Source organism: Kitasatospora sp. NPDC088134 (assembly GCF_044741705.1).
In the GTDB taxonomy this organism is placed as follows: domain Bacteria; phylum Actinomycetota; class Actinomycetes; order Streptomycetales; family Streptomycetaceae; genus Kitasatospora.
This window is the reverse complement of sequence record NZ_JBIUTD010000026.1, coordinates 70,754-96,134: the sequence shown is the minus strand read 5'-3', so window position 1 is coordinate 96,134 and position 25,381 is coordinate 70,754. Positions and strand designations below refer to the sequence as shown.

Sequence of the window (25,381 nt, the reverse complement as noted above, 5' to 3'; positions counted from 1 at the left end):
ATTCGTACCGTGTCGCAGCAAGCAACCCCGGCCCGTCCGGCCCGCCGCGGGCGGCTCGCCCGCAGTGTCCCGCTGCTGATCGCCGCCTGGCTGGTACTGGAGATCTGGCTGCTCACGGTGGTGGCCGGCTGGATCGGCTGGTTCCCCACCCTGCTCCTGCTGATCGCGGGCGTGTTCCTCGGCGGCACGGTGATCAAGCGCGCCGGGGCCCGGGCGTTCCGGGCCGCCGTCGAGCTCTCGAAGGACCCGCAGTCCGCCCAGCCGCAGACCGGCACCTCGATGACGGTGCTGGCGGGCGTGCTGCTGACCGTCCCCGGCTTCCTCTCCGACCTGCTCGCGGTGACGTTCCTGCTGCCGCCGACCCGCGCCCTGTGGCGGGCCCTCGGCCGCCGGATCACCGGCACGGTGCTGCGCTCCACCGCCCCGGTCGGCGCGGACCGGTTCGCCGACGCGATGCGCCTGCAGGAGCAGCTGCGCATCCACCGCCCCGACGGGAAGATCGTCCAGGGCGAGGTCGTCGACCCGCCGGCGGGCCCGGCGGAGCCGGACACCGGGTACCGGCCGCCGATCGCGCCCTGAACCCTTCCGGCGGGTCGATGATCCGACGATCCGTCAGGCAAAGGTGGTGCGAGTACGCACGGCTGACCGCCGAGCGAATGAAATACCAGCGCTTTACCTGATCAGGCCGGGGTTTCCGCCCGATGGACAGGTGGGCGGCGCCAGTGGGCGCCGCCGCCGACCCCTCATCGAAAGGCGGAGAACTCCACCATGGGTGCTCCCTCCAACGGCGCGGCGCGCGGTGCGCCACCGCCCCCCCGGCGCAGCAGACTCGCCGCGGGCACGACCGTCCTGGCCCTGTGCGCCGGCTACCTGGGCGCGCTGGCCGCACCCGCCGGCGCGCAGGCCGGCGACGGCGCGGTGACGGTCCGGGTGGTGCGCAAGGTCACCGCCGACGGCCTCTGGCAGGGCGCCGCGCTGGAACCCGGCATGGGCGGGGTCACCGTCACCCTCACCGACGACGCCGGCACCAGCATCGACGGCACCACCGCCGCCGACGGCACCGTCACCCTGAACGCCGGTGCCAGCGGCCTGACCGGCGGCAAGTACCGCGTCCAGGTGCTCAACCCGAAGCCCGGCGTGCTGTTCTCCGCCTTCGCCGACCGGCAGGGCCTGGACGGCGCGCCCAACCGGCTGAGCAGCACCGAGGAGTTCGTCGACCTCTCCGGCGGGAAGAAGGTCTCCTACACCACCGGCCTGTGGAACCCCGGCGACTACTGCCAGAAGAACGCCCCGCTGGTCACCGCCTGCATCCGCTCCGAGGTCCCCCCGGCCGACCCGGCGACCCGCACCCTGGTGACCTTCCCGTACAACGCGCGCGGCGACAACAACCAGACCACCGACCTGGCGACCAAGACCCAGACCGGCGCGGTCTACGGCATCGGCTGGAACAAGCAGCAGAAGCGGATCTTCAGCGGCGCGCACGCGCACCGCGGCTCCGCGTACGGCCCCGGTGGCCCGGGCGGCATCTACCTGACCGACCGCGCCACCGGCGCCACCACCCTGTACACCACCGTCCCCAACACCGGGACCACCGCGCACAACTACGCCACCGACATGGACCTGGCGTTCGCGCCCGCCGTCGGCAAGGAGGCGCTCGGCGACGTCGAGGTCTCCGAGGACGGCAAGGACCTGTACGTCGTCAATCTGAAGGACCGTCAGCTCTACCGCTACGACGCGACGGTCACCAGCGCCACCGCCCCCAAGGCGGTCTACCCGATCCCCGGCCCGAGCACCCCCTGCCCGGCCGACGGCGACTGGCGGCCCTACGGCCTCGGCGTCCAGGACGGCGTGGTGTACGTCGGCGGCGTCTGCTCCGGCGAGTCCACCAAGAAGGCCGCCGACCTGCGGGCCGTGGTGCGCACCTTCGACCCGGCCGCGGGCACCTTCGGGCCCGTGATCCTCGACCAGAAGCTCGACTACCCGCGCCCCGTGACGTACAGCGTCGCCCCCTGCGCGGGCGCGGGCTGGTTCCCCTGGTCGGACACCGTCCCGACCACCCAGAACGGCACCGCCTGCGGGACCGGCTACTACGCCAACCCGGAGCCGATGCTCGCCGACATCGTGGTCGACACCGACGGCGCGCTGATCCTGAGCTTCCGCGACCGCCTCGGCGACCAGGTCGGCCACCTCCAGCCGATCACCCCCGGCGGCCCCGCCACCGTGGTCCCGTCCGCGGGCGGCGGGATGAGCCGGGCCTGCGCCGCCGGCGACGGCACCTTCGTGATGGCCGAGAACCTCGGCTGCGGGAAGACCGGCGCCCGCGGCCAGGGCTACTACGGCCAGCAGCGCACCGCCTACCACCAGAACGCGCTGTTCTCCGGCATCGCGCTGTCCAAGGTCGAGACCACCATCGCCTCCTCCGCGCTGGACCCCGACGACGTCACCACCTACACCGGCGGCACCGCGTTCACCAACCGCGACGGCACCCGCCCCGCCGGCGGACAGATGGGCAACCGCCTCACCAGCACCTTCGGCAAGGGCGGCTCGATGGCCGACCTGGAAGTGCTGTGCGACGAGGCCCCGCTGCAGATCGGCAACCGGGTCTGGTACGACACCGACCGCAACGGCGTCCAGGACCCGGGCGAGAAGCCCGTGCCCGGCGCCACCGTCCGGCTCTACGACGCGAACGGCGCCGTGGTCGGCACCACGAAGACCACCGCCCGCGGCGAGTACTACTTCGACGACACCAACGTCACCGGCGGCCTCAAGCCGCGCACCGCGTACACCGTGAAGGTCGACCTGCCCGCCGACTACGCCCCCGGCGGCCCGCTGTACCAGTGGACCGTCACCAAGGCCGACGCCGGCGGCAACGACTTCGTCGACAACGACGGCAAGGTCCCGCCCGGCGGCACCTACCCGGAGATCTCCCTGGTCACCGGCGGCCCCGGCGAGAACAACCACACCTACGACTTCGGCTACGTCCAGCCCGAGGGCGCGGTCACGGTCACCAAGACCGACCCGCAGGGCAACCCGCTGGCCGGGGCGAAGTTCCAGCTGTGGAAGGACACCGACGGCACCGCGGGCATCAACACCGGCACCGACACCAAGGTCGGCACCGAGTGCACCACCGGCGCCGACGGCAAGTGCACCGCCACCGTCCCGCTCGGCACCTACTACTGGCAGGAGACCGCCGCCCCTGGCGGCTACCTGCTGCCCGACCAGCCCTTCTTCGGCCCGCTCGCCCTCACCATGGACACCTACCGGGCCGGCGTCACCACCACCGCCGTCGACCGGCCGATGACCGGCCAGGTCTCGGTGCTCAAGACCGACCCGGACGGGAAAGCGCTTCCCGGCGCCGTCTTCCAGCTCTGGAAGGAGAGCAACGGCACCCCCGGCCTCCAGCCCGCCGGCGCCACCCCCGACACCATGGTCAACTCCGCCTGCACCACGGGCGCGGACGGCCGCTGCTCGGCCACCGTGGGCCTGGGCAGCTACTACTGGCAGGAGACGGCCGCCCCGGCCGGGTACCTGCTGCCCGACCCGGCGGTCTTCGGCCCGCTGGACCTGACCTCCGCCAACTTCCGCGCGGGTGTCTCCGTCACCGTCACCGACCGGCCGATGACCGGGCAGGTGTCGGTGCTGAAGACGGACCCGGACGGGAAGGCGCTTTCCGGCGCCAAGTTCCAGCTGTGGAAGGACACTGACGGTGTGTCCGGGCTCCAGCCCGCGACGGACAGCAAGGTGGGTGCGGAGTGCACCACGGGTGCGGACGGCAAGTGCGCCGCGACCGTGGGCCTGGGCACCTACTACTGGCAGGAGACCGCCGCCCCGGCGGGGTACCTGCTCCCCGAGCAGGATGTGTTCGGCCCGCTGGTGCTCACCGCCGACAACTACCGCGCGGGCCTCTCCACCACCGCCGTCGACCGGCCGATCACCGGCCGGGTGCAGGTGCTGAAGACGGATCCGGACGGGAAGGCGCTTTCCGGCGCCAAGTTCCAGCTGTGGAAGGACACTGACGGTGTGTCCGGGCTCCAGCCCGCGACGGACACCAAGGTGGGTGCGGAGTGCACCACGGGTGCGGACGGCAAGTGTGCCGCTACCGTGGGCCTGGGCACGTACTACTGGCAGGAGACGGCGGCTCCCGACGGCTATCTGCTGCCCGACCCGGCCGTCTTCGGCCCGCTCACCCTCGCGGCGGCCAACGCCACCGAGGGCGTCACCGCGACGGCGGTCAACCGCCCCGCGCCCGGCAGCGTCACCGTCCACAAGACCGACCCCGAGGGCCAGTCCCTGGCGGGCGCGAAGTTCCAGCTGTGGCGGGACTCCGACGGTACGACCGGGCTCCAGCCCGCGACGGACACCAAGGTGGGTGCGGAGTGCACCACCGGTGCGGACGGCATCTGCACCGCGACCGTCGACCCCGGCACCTACTACTGGCAGGAGACGGCGGCCCCCGACGGCTTCCTGCTCCCCGACAACCCGGTCTTCGGCCCGCTGGTCCTGACCGTCGACAACTCCCGGCAGGGCGTCACCACCACCGCCGTCGACCGCCCGATGACCGGCCGGGTGCAGGTGCTGAAGACCGACCCCGACGGGAAGGCGCTTTCCGGCGCGGTCTTCCAGCTGTGGCGGGACTCCGACGGTACGGCCGGGCTCCAGCCCGCGACCGACAGCAAGGTGGGTGCGGAGTGCACCACGGGCGCGGACGGTACCTGTGCCGAGACCGTGGGCCTGGGCACGTACTACTGGCAGGAGACGGCCGCCCCGGCCGGCTACCTGCTGCCCGACCCGGCCGTCTTCGGGCCGCTGACGCTGACCTCCGCCAACTACCGTGCGGGCGTCAGCACCACGGTGGTGGACCGCCCGATGACCGGCGCGGTCTCCGTCACCAAGGTCGACCCGCAGGGCAAGCCGCTGGCGGGCGCCAAGTTCCAGCTCTGGCAGGACACTGACGGTACGGCCGGGCTCCAGCCCGCGACGGACACCAAGGTGGGTACGGAGTGCACCACGGGTGCGGACGGCAAGTGCGCCGCGACCGTGGGCCTGGGCACCTACTACTGGCAGGAGACTGCCGCCCCCAGCGGCTACCTGCTGCCCGCCCCGGCGGTCTTCGGCCCGCTGACGCTCACCGCCGACAACTTCCGCCAGGGCGTCACCGCCACCGTCACCGACCAGCCGATCACCGGCCGGGTCTCGGTGCTGAAGACCGATCCGGACGGGAAGGCGCTTTCCGGCGCCAAGTTCCAGCTCTGGCAGGACGCTGACGGTGTGGCAGGGCTCCAGCCCGCGACGGACACCAAGGTGGGTGCCGAGTGCACCACGGGTGCGGACGGCCGCTGCTCGGCGACCGTCGGTCTCGGTAGCTACTACTGGCAGGAGACCGCCGCCCCCGACGGCTACCTGCTGCCCGACCCGGCCGTGTTCGGGCCGTTGACGCTGACCGCCGAGAACGCGGAGGCCGGGCTCTCCAGCACCGTCGTCGACCGGCCCGCGCCGGGCGAGGTCTCGGTGCTGAAGACCGACCCGCAGGGCAAGCCCCTGGACGGCGCGGTGTTCCAACTGTGGCGCGAGAGCGGCGCCCGCGAGGGCCTGCAGCAGGACGCCGACACCAAGACCGGCGCCCCCTGCACCGCCACCGGCGGCGGCCGCTGCGCCGCCACCGTCGAACTCGGCACCTACTACTGGGAGGAGATCCAGGCCCCGGCCGGTTACCGCCTGCCGGACAACCCGGTCTCCGGCCCGCTGACGCTCACCCTCGCCAATGCACGGCAGGGCGTCACCGTCACCGTGGTGGACCAGCCGATCACCGGCCGGGTGCAGGTGCTGAAGACGGACCCGGAGGGGAAGGCGCTTTCCGGTGCCAAGTTCCAGCTCTGGCAGGACACTGACGGTGCCTCCGGCCTCCAGCCGGCCACCGACAGCAAGGTGGGTGCGGAGTGCACCACGGGTGCGGACGGCAAGTGCGCCGCGACCGTGGGCCTGGGCAGCTACTACTGGCAGGAGACGGCCGCCCCGGCGGGCTACCTGCTGCCCGCCCCGGCCGTGTTCGGGCCGTTGACGCTGACCGCCGAGAACGCGGAGGCCGGAGTCTCCAGCACCGTCGTGGACCGGCCCGCGCCGGGCGAGGTCTCGGTGCTGAAGACCGACCCCGACGGGAAGGCGCTTTCCGGCGCGGTCTTCCAGCTGTGGAAGGACACCGACGGTACGGCGGGCCTCCAGCCCGCCACCGACACCAAGGTGGGCGCGGAGTGCCGGACGCCCGCCGACGGGCGCTGCACGGCGGGGGTCGAACTCGGCAGCTACTACTGGCAGGAGGTGTCGGCCCCGGTCGGCTACCAGCTCCCGGACCCGGCGGTCTTCGGGCCGCTGACGCTCACCGTCGAGAACGCCCGGGCCGAGCACGCCGTCACCGTGGTCGACCGGCCGCTGCCCGGCTACCTGCACCTGCTCAAGCGCGACGCGGACACCCGCGCGGCGCTGGCCGGTGCGGAGTTCCGGCTCTGGCGGGAGAGCAACGGCACGGACGGCCTCCAGCCGGACGGTGACACCGAGGTGGGTGCGCCCTGCACCACCGACCAGGACGGCGGCTGCCACGCCGGACCGCTGCCCGCGGGCCGGTACTACTGGCAGGAGACCAAGGCCCCGGCCGGGTACCTGCTGCCGGAGCAGGCCGTCACCCCGGTCACCCTGGCCGAGGGCGTCGCTGACCCGACGGCCTCCGTCACCGTCGACAACCGGCGCGAGCCCACCCCGCCGCCGCCGGTTCCGCCGACGCCGCCCGTCCCGCCGCGGCCGCCGCTGCCGGACACCGGCACCTCCGCCGAGCTGGTCGGCGCGCTGAGCGCGCTGCTGCTGGCCACGGGCGGGGCGCTGCTCGGGGTGCGCAGCCGCCGCCGGCGCGGCGAGAAGTGACCGCCTGACGGCCCAGCCCAGTAGGCCCGGAGGGGCGGCACCGGACTCCCGGTGCCGCCCCTCCGGCGTGCACGCGCCGGTGCGGGCAGCGGTGGGTGGGGGCGGAGCCGGTGGGGAGGAGCCGGTGGGGGAGGCGAGGTGCGGGAACGCCGAAGGGCCCCGGATCCCGGGGCCCTTCGGCAGTGGTGCGCGGTGGTGCGCGGTGGTGCGGGGCGCTCGTCGTTAGGCGGACTTGCGCGAGTCGCGCGGGTGCACCGCGAGGTTCATGCCGCCGGAGCGCAGGACGGCCAGGCGCTCGGCCAGGACTTCCTCCAGTTCCTCGCGCGTCCGACGCTCCATCAGCATGTCCCAGTGGGTGCGGGTGGGCTTGGTCTTCTTCTCCTCGGGCTCCTCGCCGTCGAGGAGGGCGGCCTCCTGGCCGCAGAAACGGCATTCCCACACTGCGGGAATCTCCGCCTCGACCGAGAACGGCACCTCGAAGCGGTGTCCGTTCTGGCATGCGTATTCGACGGTCTGGCGCGGTGCCAGGTCAATGCCGCGGTCGGTCTCGTAGCTGGTCGCCCCGAGTCGCGTGCCGCGGAGAGCTCGCTCGCTCATGAATCGTGCCTCCCGGGCTTCTTGCCCACAGGACTAGTGGTCGCTGTCTTCGTCGCTGGGTCCAACGCTCGGCCTTCGACGAAGATTCCCGTCCCGGGGACATACGTCGCCTGTCGTGCCGCCCCTGTTTGTACCCATGGTCGCCCGTTTTGTCACATCTGAACGGTGTTATCACCCGGCGTGTCACATTTTGTGCACTTATGGTCCGCACGAATATGCCCGGCCGGCCCGCTTCCGTCCCACGCTCCTGCCCGTGCTCCTGCCTGTGTCCTGCCTGTGTCCTGCCTGTGTCCTGCCCGTGCTCCGTCCCACCGCCCTGTCCTACCAGATCGGCTGCGACCGGGTCGGCGCCGGGCCCTTGGTCAGGTCCGCGACCGGCGCCGCCACCGTCGCGTCCGCCCCGACCGTCGGCGGCTCCGACGGCACGGCCGGCACCGTCGGCGCGGCCGCCTCGGTGCGGGTGTCGCGGTGCGGCAGCAGGGAGATCACCGCGTCCCGCAGCGCGGCCGGTGCCTCGTCGTCCAGCGGGTCGACGGTGACGGGCACCTGGAGCCGGACCGGGGCCGCGGTGCCGATCCGGGCGTAGCCGCGGCCGGGCGGGGTGTGCGCGGCGGGCGCGATGTCCAGCGGGACGCCGAGCGCGGCGCCGCCGGACTCGGGGGTGACGGGGCCGAGCACCACCCGGGCGCGGGTGCAGGTGCGGACCGTCGCGGAGATCCGGTCGCGCGCCTCCAGGTCGTCGACGAACACCACCGTCACGCGCGCCGCCCGGCCGTGCCGCAGCGGCACCTCCAGCAGGTCCTGCGGGTCGGTGCGGCCCTCGGCGTGGGCCAGCTCGGACAGTTCGGTCAGGTGGTCGAGCAGGACCCACAGCGGCCGGGTGGCGTCGGCGGGCGCGGCCAGGCCGTGCTGCCGGGCGGCGTTCAGGGCGACCAGCCGGCGCTCGGTCTCCTGCGCGACCCACTCCAGGGCGGCGAGCGCCCCGTGCAGGCTGGTCTCCACGGTGTGCACGCCCGGACGGTTCACCAGGCAGGCGTGCTCGCCGGTGCCCGCGCCGTCCACCACCACCAGGTCGCCGTGCGGCAGTGCCTGCAGCGCGACCGAGCGCAGCAGCGTCGAGGTGCCGAACCCGGCGGTGCCCAGTGCCAGCAGGTGCGGCTCGGCCGAGCGCGCCCCGACCCGCCACACCACCGGCGGCTGCTGCGCCTCCACGCCGCCCTGGTGCACCGGGATGGTGCGTCGGCTGCCCGCGCCGTCGGTGAAGCCGAGCACGATCTCGCCCGGCGCGGTGACGAAGCGCTGCGCGACCACGTCGGCGGGCAGCGGGGCCAGCGCGGTCACCCGCAGCCGGTTGGACTCCTCGTCCCAGTCGAAGCGGTACTCGCGGGAGCGGCCCGCCTTGCCCTGCACCACCTGCTCGATCCGGGCCCGGGCGGCGGGCTCGGTGTCGGTGAAGTACGCCGGGTAGGAGATCTCCAGCGCGGCCAGCCGGCCCTCCGGGTCGAATTCCCAGCCGCCGAACGCCGACTTCCACTCGCCGTCCGGCCGGTACAGCGCGCCCGGGTCGTCCAGGCCGCCCAGGTAGGGGGTGAGCGCCGCGTACAGCGCGGTCAGCTTGACGTCGGCGACGTCCGGTTCCGGGGCGGCGGCGGCCTTGGGGCCGCGCCCGACCCAGGCGGCGGAGGCGACCAGCGCGACGATCGCCAGCAGCGGGCCGTGCGGCAGCAGGAAGACGCCGAGCACCACCGCCGCGGCGACCAGCAGCGTCGGGCCGCGCCGCTCCTTCGGGGTGGCCGCCCAGCGGCCCTTGGCCCAGTCGGCGTGCCGGCGCAGGCCGCGGCCGATCAGCGTCAGCGGCGCGAAGACGTCGGCGGCGTGGTCGCCGGCGGTGCGGGCGAAACCACCGGCGCTGCGGGCGAAGCCGCTCGCGTTGCGGGCGAGGTCGCGGCCCCGGGTGAGGTGGCGGGTGAAGGACATGCGGGCTCCGGAGGCGGGGAGGGGGACGGGAGCGGACGGGAGCTGACGGGACATCAGCAGGGGGTTCGGCACGGGCGGGGTGGGACGGCTGCGGGGTGGGGCGGCTGGCAGAAGGCCCGGGGCGGTGGGGAGCCGCGCCCGGGCCGGTGAAGCGGTAAGGAGCGGGGCCACTCAGAACTTCAGACCGCCGATCAGGCTGGCCAGGCTCGCACCGCCCGCCGTGATGCTCGGGGCGATCGAGGAACCCGCGACGTAGAAGCCGAACAGCGCGCACACCAGGGCGTGCGAGATCTTCAGCCCGTCCCGGCGGAAGAAGAGGAAGGCGATGACGCCGAACAGGACGATGCCGGAGATGGAGAGAATCACGGGATGCTCCTCACGAGGGGCGGGGACAGTGTGACAGAAAGTGTCTCAATGGTGACAAAAAGTAATAGATGATGTGGCGCGGCAAACGGGTGGATCTCACCCGGACGACCGGATCGGCGGTATACGTCCGGGGGCACGGCCGGACGCCGACCGCGTCGGCGCCGGCGGGTCGCACCGGCGCTCTCAGGCGTCCCCGCGCGGGGCGCGGCCGCGCCCCGCGCACCCGGAATTCGCCCGAACGGCGGCCCCGTACCGCACCCGGGTGGCGTCCGCTAGCGTTCGCGGTGGCAGCAGCAGGACGTCCCGCGGCCCGAACCGGCCGCGCACCGGAAGGCGGAACCACCCCATGACCGAATCCACCGCGCAGCCCGGCACCGAGTCCGCGGACGGGCCCGCGGCCGGGATCGACGCCGGGATCGACGCCGAGGTCCTCGCCCTGGCCGGCCGGCTCTTCGAGGCCGCCCGCACCGGCGACACCGGCCTGTTGACCGCCTACGTCGACGCCGGGACGCCCGCGAACCTGACCAACGACCGCGGCGACAGCCTGCTGATGCTCGCCGCCTACCACGGACACGCCGCCACCGTCACTGCCCTGCTGGAGCGCGGCGCCGAACCCGACCGCGCCAACGACCGCGGCCAGACCCCGCTGGCGGGCGCCGTCTTCAAGGGCGCCACCGAGGTCGTCGACGCCCTGCTCGCCCACGGCGCCGACCCGTACGCGGGCATGCCCTCCGCGCTCGACGCCGCCCGGATGTTCGGCAAGGACGACCTGGTCGCCCGCCTCACCGCGCGCTGACGCCGGGCCGGTTCCGGGCCGGAGCCCCGGGCGGCCGTCGGCCCGGGGCGGGCCCGTACCCTTGGGCGCCATGGAGATCCGCACCACCGGCTTCGGGCACCCCGACGCCCAGTCGCTCGCCGAAGAGGTCCAGCAGGAGTACGTCCGCCGCTACGGCGACGGCGACCGGACCGCCATCCACCCCGACCACTTCGACCCGCCCGCCGGGCTGTTCGTGATCGGCTACCAGGACGGCCGGCCGGTGGCCTGCGGCGGATGGCGGGCCAAGGAGCGCGACGCGGACGGCCTGCGCGACCGGGACGCCGAGCTGAAGCGGATGTTCGTCGTCCCCGACGCCCGCGGCAAGGGCTACGCCCGGGCCCTGCTGCGCCACCTCGAAGCGACCGCGATCGCCGCCGGGCGCACCCGGCTGGTGCTGGAGACCGGCACCCTGCAGCCCGAGGCGATCGCGCTCTACGCCTCCGAGGGGTACGCCGAGATCCGGAAGTTCGGTTACTACAAGGACCACGAGCTGAGCGTCTGCATGGGCAAGGAGCTCGTCGCGGAGACCGCTGACGTGCTGTAACTTTCTTCCCCTTCCGGCCCGTTGGAGCGGCCGCGGACCCGCCCGGGCGGGACCGCGGCCGCTCCGCCGTTTTCCCGCCCCGCCGCAGGTCGGGGCGCGCCGGGTCGAATCACGGTCGAACAGCCGTCGAAACATTCGGAGTCGGGCGGACGGGGAGCGGCTCCGGGCGGTCCGTTGCCCGGCCCGCCCGGCCCGCCGTACGGTCCGGGCACCCACCCCCACCCCCGGAAGGACCCACCATGGCCGCACAGTTGCGCGCAGCACACCGCAGGGCGCGGGCCCTCGCGGCGCTCGCCCTCGCCGCCGCCGGCGGACTGCTCGCCGCCGCCACCGTCGGCAGCGGCCCCGCCGGAGCCGCCGGCCCCGTCCTGCGCGACCTCGCCGAGGCCAAGGGCAGCTACTTCGGCACCGCGCTGACCCAGTCCGACCTCAACAACTCCACCGTCACCGCCCTCGCGGGCACCCAGTTCGACGTGGTCACCCCCGGCAACGAGATGAAGTGGGACACCACCGAGTCCTCCGCCGGGAACTTCAACTTCGGCCCCGGCGACCGGATCGTCTCCTTCGCCAAGGCCCACAGCATGCGGGTGCGCGGCCACACCCTGGTCTGGCACAGCCAACTCCCGTCCTGGGTCAGCAACCTGCCCGCCGCGCAGGTCAAGGCCGCGATGGAGAACCACATCACCACCGAGGCCACCCACTACAAGGGCCAGCTCTACTCCTGGGACGTCGTCAACGAGCCCTTCAACGAGGACGGCACGCTGCGCACCGACGTCTTCTCCAACGCGATGGGCTCCGGCTACATCGCCGACGCGCTGCGCACCGCCCGGGCCGCCGACCCGTCCGCCAAGCTCTACCTGAACGACTACAACATCGAGGGCCTCGGCGCGAAGAGCGACGGCATGTACCAGCTGGTCTCCTCGCTCAAGTCGCAGGGCGTGCCGATCGACGGCGTCGGCTTCGAGAGCCACTTCATCGTCGGCCAGGTGCCCAGCAGCATGAAGGCCAACATCCAGCGCTTCACCGCGCTCGGCGTGAACGTCGCCATCACCGAACTGGACGACCGGATGCCGGTGCCGGCCAGCGCCGCGAACCTCGCCCAGCAGGCCACCGACTACGCCAACGTGGTCAACTCCTGCCTGGCGGTGTCCGGTTGCGTCGGCGTCTCGCAGTGGGGCGTCGGCGACCCCGACTCGTGGATCCCGGGCGCCTTCTCCGGCTACGGCGCGGCCACCATGTACGACGACACCTACCAGCCGAAGGCCGCGTACAACGCGGTGGTGACCGCCCTCGGCGGCAACTCCTCCTCGTCCCCCTCCCCGTCGCCGTCGCCGTCCGGCTCCTCCTCGCCCTCGCCGTCCCCGTCGTCCTCCCCGTCCCCGTCGTCCTCGCCGACCTCCGGTGGTGCGGCGTGCCGGGTGAGCACCCAGGTCAACGCCTGGAACACCGGGCTGACCGAGAACGTGACCGTCACCAACACCGGCGCGACGGCGGTGAACGGCTGGCAGCTGACCTTCACGCTCCCCGCCGGGCAGACCGTCAACAACGCCTGGAACGCCACCGTCAGCCCGGCGAGCGGCACCGTCGGCGCGACCAACCTGGCCTACAACGCGAGCGTTCCGGCCGGCGGCTCCACCGGCTTCGGCTTCCAGGCCACCCACACCGGCAACGCGGCCCCCGCAACCGGCTTCGCCCTCAACGGAGTTGCCTGCACCACCGGCTGACCCCGCCCCACCCCCACACCCCGGGTGCCGTGCGGGCGGCACCCGGCCGGCGCGGCAGAGCCTGAGCGGAGCCTCTGCCGCGCCACCCCGGCCGGGCGAAAATGCCTTGCGGGTCGGGCGCCGGCGGGGCAGTGTGGCGGCGATGAACGAGACGAGCGGGCATGGTGCCGACCCCGGTGAGCTGGGGGAAGGCGAGCTGGAGCGGATCGCGGGGCGGCTGGCGGAGGTGGCCGGCGTCGTCGGGGTCTGCCTCGGCGGGAGCCGGGCCCGGGGCGCCCACGCGGCCGGCTCCGACTACGACCTCGGCCTGTACTACCGCCCCGGGCGGCTCGACACCGACGCGCTGCGGCGGCTCGCCGCCGAACTCTGCGGCCGTCCCGTCGAGGTCACCGAACCCGGCGGCTGGGGCCCGTGGGTGGACGGCGGCGCCTGGCTCGACCTCGGCGGGGCCCGGGTCGACTGGCTGTACCGGGACGTCGAGCGCGTCCGCCGGTACGCCGCCGAGGCCCGCGCGGGGCGCTACGAGACCGGCCGGCAGGCGGGCCACCCGTACGGCGTGCCGTCCTACGCCTACCTCGGGGAGCTCGCGGTCGGCCGCGTACTCGCCGACCCCACCGGTGAGTTGAGCACGTTGAAGGACGAACTCGCCGTCTTCCCGGCCGCGTTGGCGCGGACGGTGACGGCGGACGCCGCCTGGGAGGTGCCGTTCCTGCTGGCGGCCGCCCACAAGGGCGCGAAGCGCGGCGACGCCGGGTACGTGGCGGGCTGCCTGTTCCACGCCGTCGGGCTGCTGGCGCACGCGCTGCACGCCCGGGCCGGGCAGTGGCTGATCAACGAGAAGGGCGCGATCGCCGCATCCTCTCGACTCCCTTGCGCCCCGGTTGAGTTCGAGCGGCGGGCCCAGGCCCTGTTCGCCCCCGCCGGAACCGGCCCGGCGCAGCTCGCGGCCGTCCTGGACGCGGCGGACGCCCTGTCCGCCGACGTACTGGCCGCCTGTCGGCCGGAGGCGGAGTAGCCGCGATGGGTGTCGAGATCCTGCTGTACGCCGAGCGGCCGACCCGCCGCTCCCGGCCGCTGCGCGGCTCCTACGGGCACGGCGCCGGACTGGCCGCCGTCCTGTCGAAACTCCCTTGCGGCCAGGGGAGGCTGGGGCGGATCGACCTCTGCCGGGACACCGCCTTCAACGAGCAGGACGCGGACGCGGCCCGCGCCGAAGTGCCCGCCCTGGCGGCGCTCGCCACCACCCCGACCGAGCGGGACGCCGTCCGGGACCTCGACCTGATGCTCGCCGACTGCGCCGCCACGGCGGGCAGTTGGCTCCTGTTCGTCGGCGACTGACAGTCTGTCGCTGCCACTACAACCCTCTCGGAACGGAGCCGCACCCGCATGGGCGAGCACGAACTCTCCACTCCCCGCCTGCTGTTGCGCCAGTGGCGGGACGCCGACCTGGACCGCTGGGCCGAGCTGAACGCGGACCCGGAGGTGCGCCGCCACCTCGGCGGGGTGCTGGACCGGGAACAGGCGGCCGGCTCGCTGGCGGCCTTCCGGGACGAGCTGGCGGAACGCGGCTGGGGCTGGTGGGCAGTCGAACTCCGTTCCGACGGGCGGCTCCTGGGCTTCGCCGGGCTCGACCCGGTCGACGAGGAGATGCCGTTCGGCGGCGTCGAGGCGGGCTGGCGGCTGCACCGCGACGCCTGGGGCCACGGCTACGCCACCGAGGCGGGCGAGGCCGTCCTCCGGTACGGCTTCGAGGAGTTGGGGCTGGCCGAGATCCTGGCGGTGATCGCCGCCGCCAACACCCCCTCGCGGGCGGTCGCGTCCCGGCTGGGCATGGTCCACGACCCGGCGATGGACTTCCTCGACCCGAGCGTCCCGCCCGGCCCCGCGCAGGCGGCGGTGGTTTACCGGAGCACCCGCGCCGGCGCTCCCGCCCGGGGGTAGCGGCGGGTGCCGGAACCGCCCGGCGCCGGAGCGATGAGTTCGGGCCCCCTGACCCGTCCGTACCGGTATGAGACGAAATCTCGAAGCAGGAGCGGCGGAGCACCGGCCGGTCCTCGACCGTGAAGGGGTGGTCCGATGAGCACGACCGAAGCCGTCGAGGTCAACGGGGTCGCCCTGGGCGTCGAGTCGTTCGGGCCGCAGGGCGCGCCGTTGGTGCTGCTGGTGGGCGGGACGACGATGCTGTCCTGGCCCGACGAGCTGTGCGAGCGGCTGGCCGCCGGCGGGCGGCGGGTGGTGCGGTACGACCTGCGGGACAGCGGGGAGTCGACGACCGCCGACCCGACGGAGCCCGGCTACACCCTGCGGGACCTGGCCGCCGACGCGGCGGCGCTGGCCGGGGCGCTCGGCGGTGGGCCCCCGCACCTCGCGGGGATCGGCGTCGGCGGGATGGTCGCCCAGGTCGCGGTGCTCGACCACCCCGGGGCGTTCTCCGCGCTCACCCTGGTCGGCACCCGTCCGGTCGCGCCGGGGCCGCCCGACCCGGACCTGCCCGACCACGACCCGGTGGTGATGGGGCAGCTCTTCGGCCGCCAACTGCCGGACTGGTCCGACCGGGCCTCGGTCACGGAGTCCGCCGCCGTCGGCGCGGAGATCCTCGGCGACGACCCGGCCGCCGCCCGCACCCTCGCCGGCCGGATCTGGGACCGCACCCCGGGCGCCGCACCCCCGGTCCGGGCGGCCAACCACCTCGGCACGGTTTTCGCCCGCCTCGACTGCACCCCGCGCTGGCGCGAACGCCTCCCCGGGATCGCCGTCCCCACCCTCGTCGTGCACGGCGCCCGCGACCGCTTCTTCCCCGTCGGCAACGCCGAGGCCCTGGCCCGCGAGATCCCGAACGCCCGCCTCCTCGTCCTCCCGAACACCGCCACCGCCCTCCCACCCGAAGCCGCCGAACAGGTCGCCACCGCGATGCTCACCCCCTGAACGACCGCCCACCAGGAGCCCTAGGATCGGCCGGGTGATCTTCGACAGATTCCCCCTGGCGGGCGCTTTCCGGGAGTTGGAGTACGGCCGCCCCGACGCACCGTCGATCCGGGAGGCGGTACGCCCGGTCGCACCGGACCACGAGGAGGACCTGCTCCGGTACCTGCGGTCCGGCCATCTCCTGTACGCCACACCCTCGCTCGCCCCCGACGTCCTGGGCGGGCCCGGCGCCTTCGTCCAAGGCCCGTACCTGTTCACGGACGGACAGTGGCTCTGGTTCTCCGACCTGGCCCACTACGTGGCGAACCACCACGTGGCCGTCACCCCGGCCTTCGTCGAACACGCCCGCGCCAACAACTGGACCGTCCCGCCGGTCGATCCCGCCCACCTCGAAGCGATGCTGGACCTACCACCCGAGGACGAGACCGAGACCGAGCACGAGACCGGGGAAGAGCCGACCTGACACCAGCCCGGCCGGTGCCCGGACCGCCGTGGAGCGGTGCGGGCCCGGCCGGGGTACAGCGGTCAGAGGAGGGTGGACCAGTAGTACCAGAAGCGGTTGAGGATGAGGAGGGCGATGACCAGGTAGGCGGCGGTCGGGACGAGCCATTGGTGGGGGAGGGCGGCGAGGCGGCGGAGGCGGGCGGGGGCGGGGAGGGCTCCGGTGCGGAGGTTGTGGACGGTGGTGGACCAGAAGGCGGTGAGGACCACCGCCCAGACCACCATGCAGTACGGGCAGAGCGCGCCGATCTCGTACAGGGCCTGGTCGATCAGCCAGGCGACGAAGCCCAGACCGAGCAGGGTGCCGGCCTGGAGGGAGAGCCAGAACCAGCGGCGGTAGGAGGCGCCCGCGAGCAGGCCCGCGCCGATCGCGGCGAGGGCGGCGAACGCGGCCAGGCCGATCAGCGGGTTCGGGAACCCGAAGGCCTCGGCCTGCGCGGTGCGCATCACCGACCCGCAGCTGATGATCGGGTTGATGTTGCAACTGGGGCTGTACGAGGGGTCCTTGAGCAGCTTGATCTTGTCGAGTGTCAGCACGGCCGAGGCGGCCAGGCCGAGCAGTCCGGTGATCAGCAGCAGCCAGGAGCAGCCGCGCCCGGCGCCGATCGGTGACCGGCCGTCCGCAGTGGTGGTGGGGGCGGTGGTCATCGGGTCACCCGCCGATGCTCTGCTTGACCAGGGCGGTGAACTGCTCGCCGGTGACCGGCTTGCCGTCCTGCCCGATCACCGGAACGGTCTTCCCGTCGAGCTTCATCGTCGGGGTGCCCGAGACGCCGCTCTTGTCGAAGGCGCGGGAGACCTTGGCCGCCCAGCCCTTGTAGGTGCCCTCGGTGACGGCCTTGGTGAACGCCTCGGTCTTCAGGCCCGGCACCTTCTCGGCCAGGTCCAGCAGGTGGTTGACGTCGCCGAAGCCGTCCTCGCGCTCGGAGGGCTGGTTGGCGTACAGCACGTCGTGGAACTGCTTGAACTTGTCGACGCCCTGGTCGAGCGCGGCCCCCGCGGCGGCCAGCGCCGTCTTCGAGCCCTTCCCGCCCAGGTTGTTGTCGAGGAAGGTCGCCAGGTGGTACTCGATCTTGTACTCGCCCTGGTCGGCGAGCTGCTGGATGGTCGCCCCCGCGGAGGTCTCGACGGCCTCGCAGATCGGGCAGCGGAAGTCCTCGTACACGGCGAGGGTGTGCGGGGCGTCGGCCCGGCCGTACGTGATGACGGTGTTGTCCGGGCCGCCGGTGTTGGCGGGGACGGCAACGGACGAGCCGCTGCCGTCGTCGGAGCTCTTCTTCGCGCCGGACACGGCGATCGCGGTGCCGCCCGCCACCACGGCGACGGCGGCGGCGATCGACACGCCGACGGTGATCCGGCGGCGGCGCCGGTTCGCCCGGGCCTCGGCCTGCTGGGCCTGCTTCAGGCGCTCACGGGCGGTCGGGCCGGCGGCGGTGTTCGCGGTGTTCTTGCTGTTCTTCGGGGTGCTGGTCATGGTGATCCGTCGTCTCCTCTGCACCCGGCGGCGAAGTCGTACGCATGCAGACGACCCTTGAGTGGCAAGGGTGCGGGTGCGGCGAGGCCGGGGTGCGGTTGCAAGGGGTGGGCGAGCCTGGCGGGGCGCCCGGACGGAACGCGTGCGGTGACGGTCCGTCAGCGGGCGAAGGCCGGCTGCGGAGGACCGCGACGGGGGGCAGGGCGGTGGGCGGCGTCCTGCGGGCGGCGCGGCGCCGGTTCGGCACCTGCGGCGGGCAGCAGCGCGGCCGGGCAGGCCGCCCGGACGGCCAGCAGCAGGGTGCGCCACGGGCCGGGCAGTGCGCGGGCCAGGGTGCGCAGGGCCTCGGCGACGCCGCTGACGGCGGCGTCCGCGAGGCGCAGCCAGGCCGCGGCGGCCAGCGCCAGCGCCAAGTGCACGCCCAGGACGAGCAGTTGCAGCAGGGCCGCCGAGTTGTGCGTCCACTGCGCGAACAGGTCGGACCCGCTGAACGAGTCGCCGCCGCAGACCAGCAGGTCGACGCCGCGCACCGGCCGGGCACAGGCGTCCTGGCCCAGGTTGAACGCGGTGTTCAGCAGCAGCTCGACCGGCACCAGGACGGAGGACAGCAGCAGGAAGCGGCGGCGCGCGCCGTCCAGCAGCACCGCGAGCAGGAACACCGCGACGCAGGCCGCGGTGACCAGGGTGAGCGGCAGGGCCCGGCCGGTGATCGCCACCTGGCCGAACGCGGCCAGCGGCACGGCGAGCGCGGTGAACACCGCGCCCCGCAGGGCCTTGGTCGCGTGAATGCCGGTCATGGAATCGGAGTATGCCACGCTGAAGGTCCCGCAGACGAGGGCCGGACGGGACCTCCCGCGCACGCCCGGCTCACACATAAGCCCAGCGTAAAGGGGGTGTTGACCCCGGTCCGGCCCTGACGGCGCAGGGCCCGGCGGCACGCGGGCGGCCACCCGGGGCGGTCGTCGGGCCGCCCGGCCGGGTGGTGACCGTCACGTGCCGGACGTGGCCCGGACCACAGGGACGGCCGGCACTCCGGCTCCCGTCCGTGCCGGCCGGGCCGGTGCCGTGGATCTCGGCAGGCCCCGCGGGCTGGGTACCTCGGCCGTCCACGTCGGCCGTCCACGTCCTGCGGCCCGGGCGTCACGCTGCCGACCGGGTACCCGCGTGATCGGAGGGTCGGGGGCGGGCCCGCTGCGCGCTGCGGTGCCGATCGAAGTTGCGGTGCTGAGGGCCGGGGCGGCGTCGGCGACCCGTGCGGCCGGGAGGTGGGTGGAGGTGGCCGGCCGCTGCCGACGGTCGGGGAGGCCGGTGCGGGAGCGGCCGGTGTCGCGCCACCGGCCGCTCCCGCTGCCGTCGTCGAGCGGACGACCGGCGGTCCGTACGGTGTCGGTCCGTCGTGGCCGAGTGCCGGTCGACCGGAGTGCTCACTCGTCCTGCGCGTAGCGGCGGTGGAGGGCGGCGGCCTCGGCGGCGACGGCGCGGCGCAGTGGTGCGGGGCCGAGCACCTCGGCGTCCGCGCCCAGGCGGAGCAGGTCCGCGACCGCGACGGTCTCGGACTCGACGGGCAGCAGCACGCGCACCCAGCCCTCGGCGTCCGGTGGCCCGGCTGCTGCGACGGCCCGGGAGCCGACGGCGCCGAACAGTGCGGGCAGCAGTCGCAGTACTCGTGGGGAGACCCGCAGCTCTGCCGTGCCGGACCGCATCCGATCCGACAACTCCCGTTCGGAGGCGGTCCAGTGAGCCGCCAGGTCGAAGTCCGGCGGGCGGTCGAAGTGCGCGCCCGTCGGTTCGGCGGACCGCAGCCGCGACACCCGGTAGCTGCGGACCGGCCCCCCGACGGTCGACCCGACCGCGTACCAGAGGCCGCCCTTCAGGACCAGGCCCAATGGGCACACCTCGCGCCGGACCTCGCCCTGCCAGCGCCGGTAGTGGACGTCCAGCACCTGCTGCTCCCACACCGCCCGGGCCACCACGGTGAGCAGCGGCACCGGATCGGCCTCGCGGAACCAGGCCGCCGGGTCGAGGTGGAAGCGCTCCTGCAGCCGCAGCGCGCTCTCGCCCAGGCCGGGCGGCAGCGCGGCCCGGACCTTCGACTCGGCGGTGGCCAGCAGCGCGCCCAGCCCCAACTCCTTCGCCGGGCCCGGGAGTCCGGCGAAGAACAGGGCGCCGGCCTCGGCTGCGGTCAGACCGGTCAGCCGAGTGCGGTACCCGTCCACCAGCCGGTAGCCGCCGGCCGGCCCGCGGTCCGCCACCACTGGCACGCCCGCCGCGCCCAGGGCCTCGACGTCCCGGTGCACCGTCCGCACCGAGACCTCCAGTTCGGCCGCCAGCACGGCGGCGGTGGTCCGGCCGCGGTTCTGCAGCAGCAGGAGCAGGGCGAGGAGACGGTCGGCGCGCATGCCGGAAATCCTCCCGCATACCTGACAGCAGATGTCAGGTATGCCCGCGAAGCTGCTCGGAGCGCGCCCACCGGGGCGGGCACCGAGCGGAAGGACCCCTGCACCATGCCCGGCACTGCCACTGACCCGACCACTGTCGCCATCGGCGGCAGCATCTCGTTCGCGGACTGGAAGGAGGACGCGGTGGCGGCGGTCGAGGCCGGTCCGCGACTCGCCCGCGCCTCCGTCGCCAACACCTTCACCGGCGGCATCGAGGCCGCCCGCACCACCTGCGAGTACACCCTCGCCTACGCCACCGGCGACACCGGCGCCTTCACCGGCCTGGAACTCGTCACCGGCAGTGTCGACGGCCGGGAAGGCTCCTTCGTGCTCGAACAGCACGGCACCTTCCACCCCGACGGCACCATCCACTGCACCTTCACCGTGGTGCCCGGCACCGCCACCGGCGCCCTCGCCGGCCTGCGCGGCACCGGCGAGTACACCTGCCGCCCCGGCGAGCCCTCCTTTCCCTACGCCTTCCGGTACGCGTACGGGCAGGACTGAGGCGGGACCGCTCCGGCTGCTGCGGTGCGGCTGCTGCGGCGCGGTGCGGCGGTACGAGGGCGGTGGTGCGAGGGCGGCGGCCCGCCGCGCCGCCGACCCCCGACTGCCCGCCGCCCGCGCCGAGACCCTGCTCGCTGCCCCGGCCACCGGCCTCGAGCGGACCCCGCCACCCGGGCCTGACGGGCTGTTGGCCGTGTGGGTCGCTCGGTGTGGTCGGCGCTCCGCGTCCGGGGGCTCTGCGGGAGGATACGGCGTGGGGTCGGGTCGGTACGCTCCGTTAGGGTGGGGGTGTTCGTACGGTCGCAGTCGAGCATCCGCAGGAGAGCGTCTTGGCCACGGCAGCCCTTCGTCCCCTTCCCGAACTCGGAGCCGAACGGCTCGCCGCCTGGCGGTCCGGCGGCGGCAGGCTGGTCGATCTGCTCACGGAGGCACGGCAGTTGGGGCCGGTCGCCGGGTTCCGGCTGGGGGAGCGGCAGATCGTGCTGGTCACCGGCGCCGAGGAGGTGCAGCAGGTGCTGGCCAAGCACCCCGACGCCTACGTCAAGCACGGCCACCGCGCGAAGGTGCTGCTCGGCGACGGTCTGCTGTGCGCCTCCGGCGAGCCATGGCGGCGTCAACGCAGGCTATTGCAGCCGCAGTTCACCGGGCGCGGCATCCGCACCTACGAACCGCAGATCCGGGCCGCCGTGGCCGGGGCCGCCGCGCGCTGGCGGGCGGCGGCGCAGCGCGGCGAGGTCCGCGAGATCGACGCCGACCTGCGGTACTTCTCGCTGGAGGTGATCTGGCGCTCGCTCACCGCCCACCCGCTCGACCCCGCCACCCACGAGCGGCTGATCTCCGCCGGGGACAGCCTCGCCCGGATCCCCGCCTTCGCACCCGCCACCGGCGAGGCCGCCGTCGACTTCGCCGAGGCCAACGAGCACGCCGACCTGGCCGCCGCGCACGCCATCGCGCTCGCCGGGCGGGCCGAGGAGCCCGTCCTGCTCCAGGTGCTGCTCCGGGCCGCGGCCGAACTCCCGTACTACACCGAGCGGTTGGTCCGCGACGAGCTGATGACCCTGGTCGTCGCCGGGTACGAGACCACCGCGACCACCCTCGGCTGGCTGTTCCTGCTGCTCGACGCCCACCCCGAGCAGCGCGCCTGGGCGCTGGCCGCCGGTCCGGCCGGGTCCGCCGAACGGGCCGCCGCGATCCGGGCGCTGATCGACGAGACGCTGCGGCTGTACCCCGTCGCCTGGCTGATGCCCCGGCACGCCGCCGAGAGCGGCACCCTCGCCGGGTACCCCGTCGAGGCCGGCACCACCCTGCTGCTCTGCCCCTACCTGACCCACCGGGACCCTGAACTCTGGCCCGACCCCGAGGAGTTCCGCCCGCAGCGGTTCACCGACGCCGGGCGGCGGCCGGTCCAGGGCGCCTACTACCCCTTCGGCCTCGGCCCGCGCGCCTGTCTCGGCGCCCAGTTCGCCGTCCGCGAGATGGCGCTGCTGCTGGAGGAACTGCTCCCCGCCTACCGGGTCGAGATCCGGGACGCCCCGACCGACACCGGGTACGCGATCACGGTCCACCCCGACGGGCCGCTCCGGGCCGTGCTGCACGCCGAGGAGTCGTAGCGGCGGGGAACGTCGGCGGCCGGCGGGTTCGTCGGGCGCCCTGACGAATGGCCGAAGGTAGCCGGAAACCGTTTGTCAGGTGCGCTGACGAACTGTCAGGATCGGTCGGATGAACGCCACCGCACCCCGCCCCGTCGCCCTGGTCACCGGCGTCGGCCGGACGATCGGCATCGGCGCCGCCATCGCCGAACGGCTCGCCGCCACCGGGTGGGACGTCGCCCACACCTACTGGACGCCCTACGACAGCCGGATGAGCTGGGGCGCCGAGGACGGCGCGAGCGAGGCGATCGGCGCGGCGATCCGGGCACACGGCGCCCGGCAGCTCGCCGTGCCCGCGGATCTCGCCGACCCCGACACGCCCGCCCGGCTGTTCGACCAGGTCACCGCCGGACTCGGCCCCGTCACCGCGCTGGTGCTGAACCACGCCGAGTCCGTCGACTCCGGCCTGTTCGACACCACGGTGGAGAGCTTCGACCGGCACTTCGCGGTGAACGCCCGGGCCGGTTGGCTGCTGATCCGCGAGTTCGGCCTGCGCTTCACCGGCGAGTTCGGCACCGGTAGGATCGTCGCCCTGACCAGCGACCACACCGCCGGCAACCTCCCCTACGGCGCCAGCAAGGGTGCCCTGGACCGGATCACCCGGGCCGCCGCCCGCGAACTCGCCCACCTGGGCGTCACCGCCAACGCCGTCGACCCCGGTCCCACCGACACCGGCTGGATGGACGAGGCACTGCGCACCGCGATGATCGAGCAGACCCCGCTGGCCCGCCTCGGCACCCCGCAGGACGCCGCCCGCCTGATCGCCTTCCTCTGCTCCCCGGAAGGGCAGTGGATCAACGGTCAACTCCTGCAGAGCAGCGGCGGGTTGAAGTAACCGCAGCTCTCGGTCGGCGCATCCGGGGCATGGCCGGCGCGGATCGCGCCGGACGGCAGGTCGGGCAGGCAGAACTGCCGAGACCAGGCAGCCGACGTGCTGCCGGTCCAGCGGCCCCGGCAGCGCCGAGCGCACGCCCAACAGGAGCAGGAACAACGCCCAGGCGCCGTCACCGAGGGCGGGCCGGCGGGAGGGCCCGGGCCCGGCCCGGCCTCGCGTCGATAGCGGCGCCGGGCGCTCCTGTCAGTCCGGATGGTTCCGGGTTCCCGGTCGGGTGGTGCGTGGTTAATGTCCCAAGCGCTCGAATTCCGGCGGTTCGAACGGGCCGCCGCCGTGCGCTTCCAGGAGGTCGCATTGACCGCGAACCACCCCACCCGTAGGAGCCTGCTCAAGTCCGCCGGCGGGCTCGGTGCCGCGCTGGCGCTGGGCACCGCGGGATCGTTGGCGTCGGCCGGGCCCGCAGCGGCGGCCGACGACGGCTTCGGCCTGAGCATCGTGGAGCGCAACGAGGGCGATCCGCGGATGTGGTACTACCGCTTCCGGACCCCGGCGATCGGCTGGAACCCCGCCGTGAACGTGCTGCTGCCGGACGACTACCACTGGAGCGGCCGCACCTACCCGGTGCTGTACCTGTTCCACGGCGGCGGCACCGACCAGGACTTCATCACCTTCGACCGGATGGGCATCCGCGACTGGACCGTCGGCAAGCCGATCATCGTGGTGATGCCGGACGGCGGCCACGCCGGCTGGTACTCCAACCCGGTCAGCTCCAACGTGGGCCCGCGGAACTGGGAGGAGTTCCACATCAACCAGCTGTTGCCGTGGGTCGAGGCCAACTTCCGCACCTTCGCCGAGTACGACGGCCGCGCCGTGGCCGGGTTCTCGATGGGCGGCTTCGGCGCGCTGAAGTACGCCGCGAAGTACTACGGGCACTTCGCCTCGGTCAGCGCCCACTCGGGCCCGGCCAGCCTGCGCCGCGACGGCGGCCTGGTCGCGCACTGGGCGAACGCCTCGTCCGCCGCCCTCGACCTGAACGGCGGCACGATCTACGGCGCGCCGTTCTGGGACGAGGCGCGGGTGAGCGCCGACAACCCGGTGCAGCGGATCGAGAGCTACCGCAACAAGCGGGTCTTCCTGGTGGCGGGCACCAGCCCCGACCCGGTGGACTGGTTCAGCAGCGTCAACGAGCCGCAGGTGCTGGCCGGGCAGCGCGAGTTCCGTTTCCTGCTCGACCAGGCGGGCATCCCGCACGACTCGCACGAGGTGCCCGGCGGCCACTGGATCCGGCCCGACCTGATGCAGCTCGACCTCGACGGCATCATCGACCGTCTGCGCAAGGCGTGAGGGCGGCCGCGGTGTTCTCCTCCCTCACCCGCCGCGCCCCGTACCTGGCACTGGCCGCGGCCGCCGTGCTGCTGCCGCTCACCGGGCCGGCCGCCCCCGCCGCCGCGGCCGGGTTCACGGCGTCCTGCCCGACCGCCGGGTTCATCTCCCAGGGCTACACCGACGAGCACAACGGCATCGACATCGCCAACGACTACGGGACCCCGATCTACGCGGTCGGCGACGGCGAAGTGGTGGCCTCCGGCCCGGCACAGGGCTACGGCCAGTGGATCCGCATCCTGCACCCGGACGGGTCGATCACCGAGTACGGGCACATGTACGAACGGGACGTGGCCGCCGGCGACCACGTGACGGCAGGTCAGCGGATCGCGCTGATGGGCAGCGAGGGCACCTCCAGCGGCCCGCACCTGCACCTGCGGGTCTGGGCGGACGCGAACGCGACCGTGCGCACCGACCCGGTGCCGTACCTCGCGGAGCGCGGCGTCTCCGTGCCCTGCACGCCGGGGTCCGGCCCCCGTCCGGCGCCGTTGGTGTATCCGGCGCAGTCGGGTCGGGTGGTGTCGGCGCGGTCGGCGGACGGCCGGTTGGAGGTGTTCGCGGCCGGAGCGAACGGTGTTTCGCACGCCTGGCAGATCGCGGCCAGTGGGGCGTGGTCGGACTGGGAATCGTTGGGCGGTCCGGGTGGGGCGGAGTTGGCGATCGCGCCGAACGCGGACGGCAGGTTGGAGGTGTTCGCGCTCAACGGCAATACCTTCCAGCACCGTTACCAGCTCC

Annotated in this window: 22 protein-coding genes; 15 read left to right on the top strand and 7 right to left on the bottom strand. The window is 73.9% G+C overall.

What is annotated here, in order from left to right:
- The first annotated feature begins 9 nt into the window (after positions 1–9).
- Together fxsA and ACIOHG_RS30385 are read left to right on the top strand one after the other, a co-directional pair.
- On the top strand, positions 10–579 hold the full coding sequence (gene fxsA / locus ACIOHG_RS30390) for an FxsA family membrane protein (RefSeq protein ID WP_400955350.1): 570 nt from the start codon (positions 10–12) through the stop codon (positions 577–579).
- Positions 580–768: 189 nt separating this feature from the next.
- Positions 769–6,912: a SpaA isopeptide-forming pilin-related protein gene (locus ACIOHG_RS30385; RefSeq protein ID WP_400955349.1), complete on the top strand. Its 6,144-nt coding sequence runs from the start codon at positions 769–771 to the stop codon at positions 6,910–6,912.
- A 222-nt stretch (positions 6,913–7,134) separates the two neighbouring features.
- Here the strand turns inward: ACIOHG_RS30385 and ACIOHG_RS30380 are convergent, their stop codons facing one another.
- The 3 genes from ACIOHG_RS30380 to ACIOHG_RS30370 all read right to left on the bottom strand — a co-directional run bounded on the left by ACIOHG_RS30380 (position 7,135) and on the right by ACIOHG_RS30370 (position 9,852).
- Positions 7,135–7,509 carry an RNA polymerase-binding protein RbpA gene (locus ACIOHG_RS30380; RefSeq protein ID WP_400955347.1) on the bottom strand — a complete coding sequence of 125 codons (375 nt, stop codon included), beginning with the start codon at positions 7,507–7,509 and terminating at the stop codon, positions 7,135–7,137.
- 321 nt (positions 7,510–7,830) lie between these two features.
- Positions 7,831–9,486 carry a hypothetical protein gene (locus ACIOHG_RS30375; protein WP_400955345.1) on the bottom strand — a complete coding sequence of 552 codons (1,656 nt, stop codon included), beginning with the start codon at positions 9,484–9,486 and terminating at the stop codon, positions 7,831–7,833.
- Between the two features lie 171 nt (positions 9,487–9,657).
- Positions 9,658–9,852 carry a hypothetical protein gene (locus ACIOHG_RS30370; RefSeq protein WP_400703251.1) on the bottom strand — a complete coding sequence of 65 codons (195 nt, stop codon included), beginning with the start codon at positions 9,850–9,852 and terminating at the stop codon, positions 9,658–9,660.
- 346 nt (positions 9,853–10,198) lie between these two features.
- On the opposite strand from ACIOHG_RS30370, the gene ACIOHG_RS30365 reads away from it, so the two are divergent.
- The 8 genes from ACIOHG_RS30365 to ACIOHG_RS30330 all read left to right on the top strand — a co-directional run bounded on the left by ACIOHG_RS30365 (position 10,199) and on the right by ACIOHG_RS30330 (position 16,325).
- Positions 10,199–10,648 carry an ankyrin repeat domain-containing protein gene (locus tag ACIOHG_RS30365; protein WP_400955343.1) on the top strand — a complete coding sequence of 150 codons (450 nt, stop codon included), beginning with the start codon at positions 10,199–10,201 and terminating at the stop codon, positions 10,646–10,648.
- Positions 10,649–10,718: 70 nt separating this feature from the next.
- Positions 10,719–11,213 (top strand): GNAT family N-acetyltransferase, encoded by a 495-nt coding sequence (locus ACIOHG_RS30360; protein ID WP_400955341.1) that lies wholly within the window; start codon positions 10,719–10,721, stop codon positions 11,211–11,213.
- A 239-nt stretch (positions 11,214–11,452) separates the two neighbouring features.
- Positions 11,453–12,937 (top strand): endo-1,4-beta-xylanase, encoded by a 1,485-nt coding sequence (locus tag ACIOHG_RS30355; protein WP_400955339.1) that lies wholly within the window; start codon positions 11,453–11,455, stop codon positions 12,935–12,937.
- Positions 12,938–13,079: 142 nt separating this feature from the next.
- On the top strand, positions 13,080–13,952 hold the full coding sequence (locus ACIOHG_RS30350; RefSeq protein WP_400955338.1) for a nucleotidyltransferase domain-containing protein: 873 nt from the start codon (positions 13,080–13,082) through the stop codon (positions 13,950–13,952).
- A gap of 5 nt (positions 13,953–13,957) precedes the next feature.
- Positions 13,958–14,275, top strand: coding sequence for a hypothetical protein (locus tag ACIOHG_RS30345; RefSeq protein ID WP_400955336.1), 318 nt, complete (start codon positions 13,958–13,960; stop codon positions 14,273–14,275).
- A gap of 48 nt (positions 14,276–14,323) precedes the next feature.
- Positions 14,324–14,878, top strand: a complete 555-nt coding sequence (locus ACIOHG_RS30340; RefSeq protein WP_400955334.1) for a GNAT family N-acetyltransferase — start codon at positions 14,324–14,326, stop codon at positions 14,876–14,878.
- Between the two features lie 135 nt (positions 14,879–15,013).
- Entirely contained in the window at positions 15,014–15,862 is an 849-nt protein-coding gene (locus tag ACIOHG_RS30335; protein WP_400955333.1) for an alpha/beta fold hydrolase, read from the top strand.
- A gap of 34 nt (positions 15,863–15,896) precedes the next feature.
- Positions 15,897–16,325 (top strand): hypothetical protein, encoded by a 429-nt coding sequence (locus tag ACIOHG_RS30330; RefSeq protein ID WP_400955331.1) that lies wholly within the window; start codon positions 15,897–15,899, stop codon positions 16,323–16,325.
- Positions 16,326–16,387: 62 nt separating this feature from the next.
- Here the strand turns inward: ACIOHG_RS30330 and ACIOHG_RS30325 are convergent, their stop codons facing one another.
- From ACIOHG_RS30325 to ACIOHG_RS30310, 4 genes are all read right to left on the bottom strand, one after another.
- Entirely contained in the window at positions 16,388–17,011 is a 624-nt protein-coding gene (locus ACIOHG_RS30325) for a vitamin K epoxide reductase family protein (protein ID WP_400955330.1), read from the bottom strand.
- A gap of 4 nt (positions 17,012–17,015) precedes the next feature.
- Positions 17,016–17,837 (bottom strand): DsbA family protein, encoded by an 822-nt coding sequence (locus ACIOHG_RS30320; RefSeq protein ID WP_400955329.1) that lies wholly within the window; start codon positions 17,835–17,837, stop codon positions 17,016–17,018.
- Between the two features lie 158 nt (positions 17,838–17,995).
- Complete coding sequence (locus tag ACIOHG_RS30315; protein WP_400955327.1) at positions 17,996–18,634, bottom strand: hypothetical protein; 639 nt, start codon at positions 18,632–18,634, stop codon at positions 17,996–17,998.
- Between the two features lie 627 nt (positions 18,635–19,261).
- Positions 19,262–20,236: a helix-turn-helix transcriptional regulator gene (locus ACIOHG_RS30310; RefSeq protein ID WP_400955325.1), complete on the bottom strand. Its 975-nt coding sequence runs from the start codon at positions 20,234–20,236 to the stop codon at positions 19,262–19,264.
- Positions 20,237–20,341: 105 nt separating this feature from the next.
- Between ACIOHG_RS30310 and ACIOHG_RS30305 the strand changes: the two genes are divergently transcribed.
- The 5 genes from ACIOHG_RS30305 to ACIOHG_RS30285 form a co-directional block, all read left to right on the top strand.
- Entirely contained in the window at positions 20,342–20,779 is a 438-nt protein-coding gene (locus ACIOHG_RS30305) for a DUF3224 domain-containing protein (protein ID WP_400955324.1), read from the top strand.
- Positions 20,780–21,108: 329 nt separating this feature from the next.
- On the top strand, positions 21,109–22,389 hold the full coding sequence (locus ACIOHG_RS30300; RefSeq protein WP_400955323.1) for a cytochrome P450: 1,281 nt from the start codon (positions 21,109–21,111) through the stop codon (positions 22,387–22,389).
- 109 nt (positions 22,390–22,498) lie between these two features.
- Positions 22,499–23,263, top strand: a complete 765-nt coding sequence (locus tag ACIOHG_RS30295; RefSeq protein WP_400955321.1) for an SDR family oxidoreductase — start codon at positions 22,499–22,501, stop codon at positions 23,261–23,263.
- A 354-nt stretch (positions 23,264–23,617) separates the two neighbouring features.
- Entirely contained in the window at positions 23,618–24,607 is a 990-nt protein-coding gene (locus tag ACIOHG_RS30290; RefSeq protein ID WP_400955319.1) for an alpha/beta hydrolase, read from the top strand.
- Positions 24,608–24,618: 11 nt separating this feature from the next.
- On the top strand, positions 24,619–25,381 hold a 763-nt coding region (locus ACIOHG_RS30285), incomplete at its 3' end, for a peptidoglycan DD-metalloendopeptidase family protein (protein WP_400955318.1).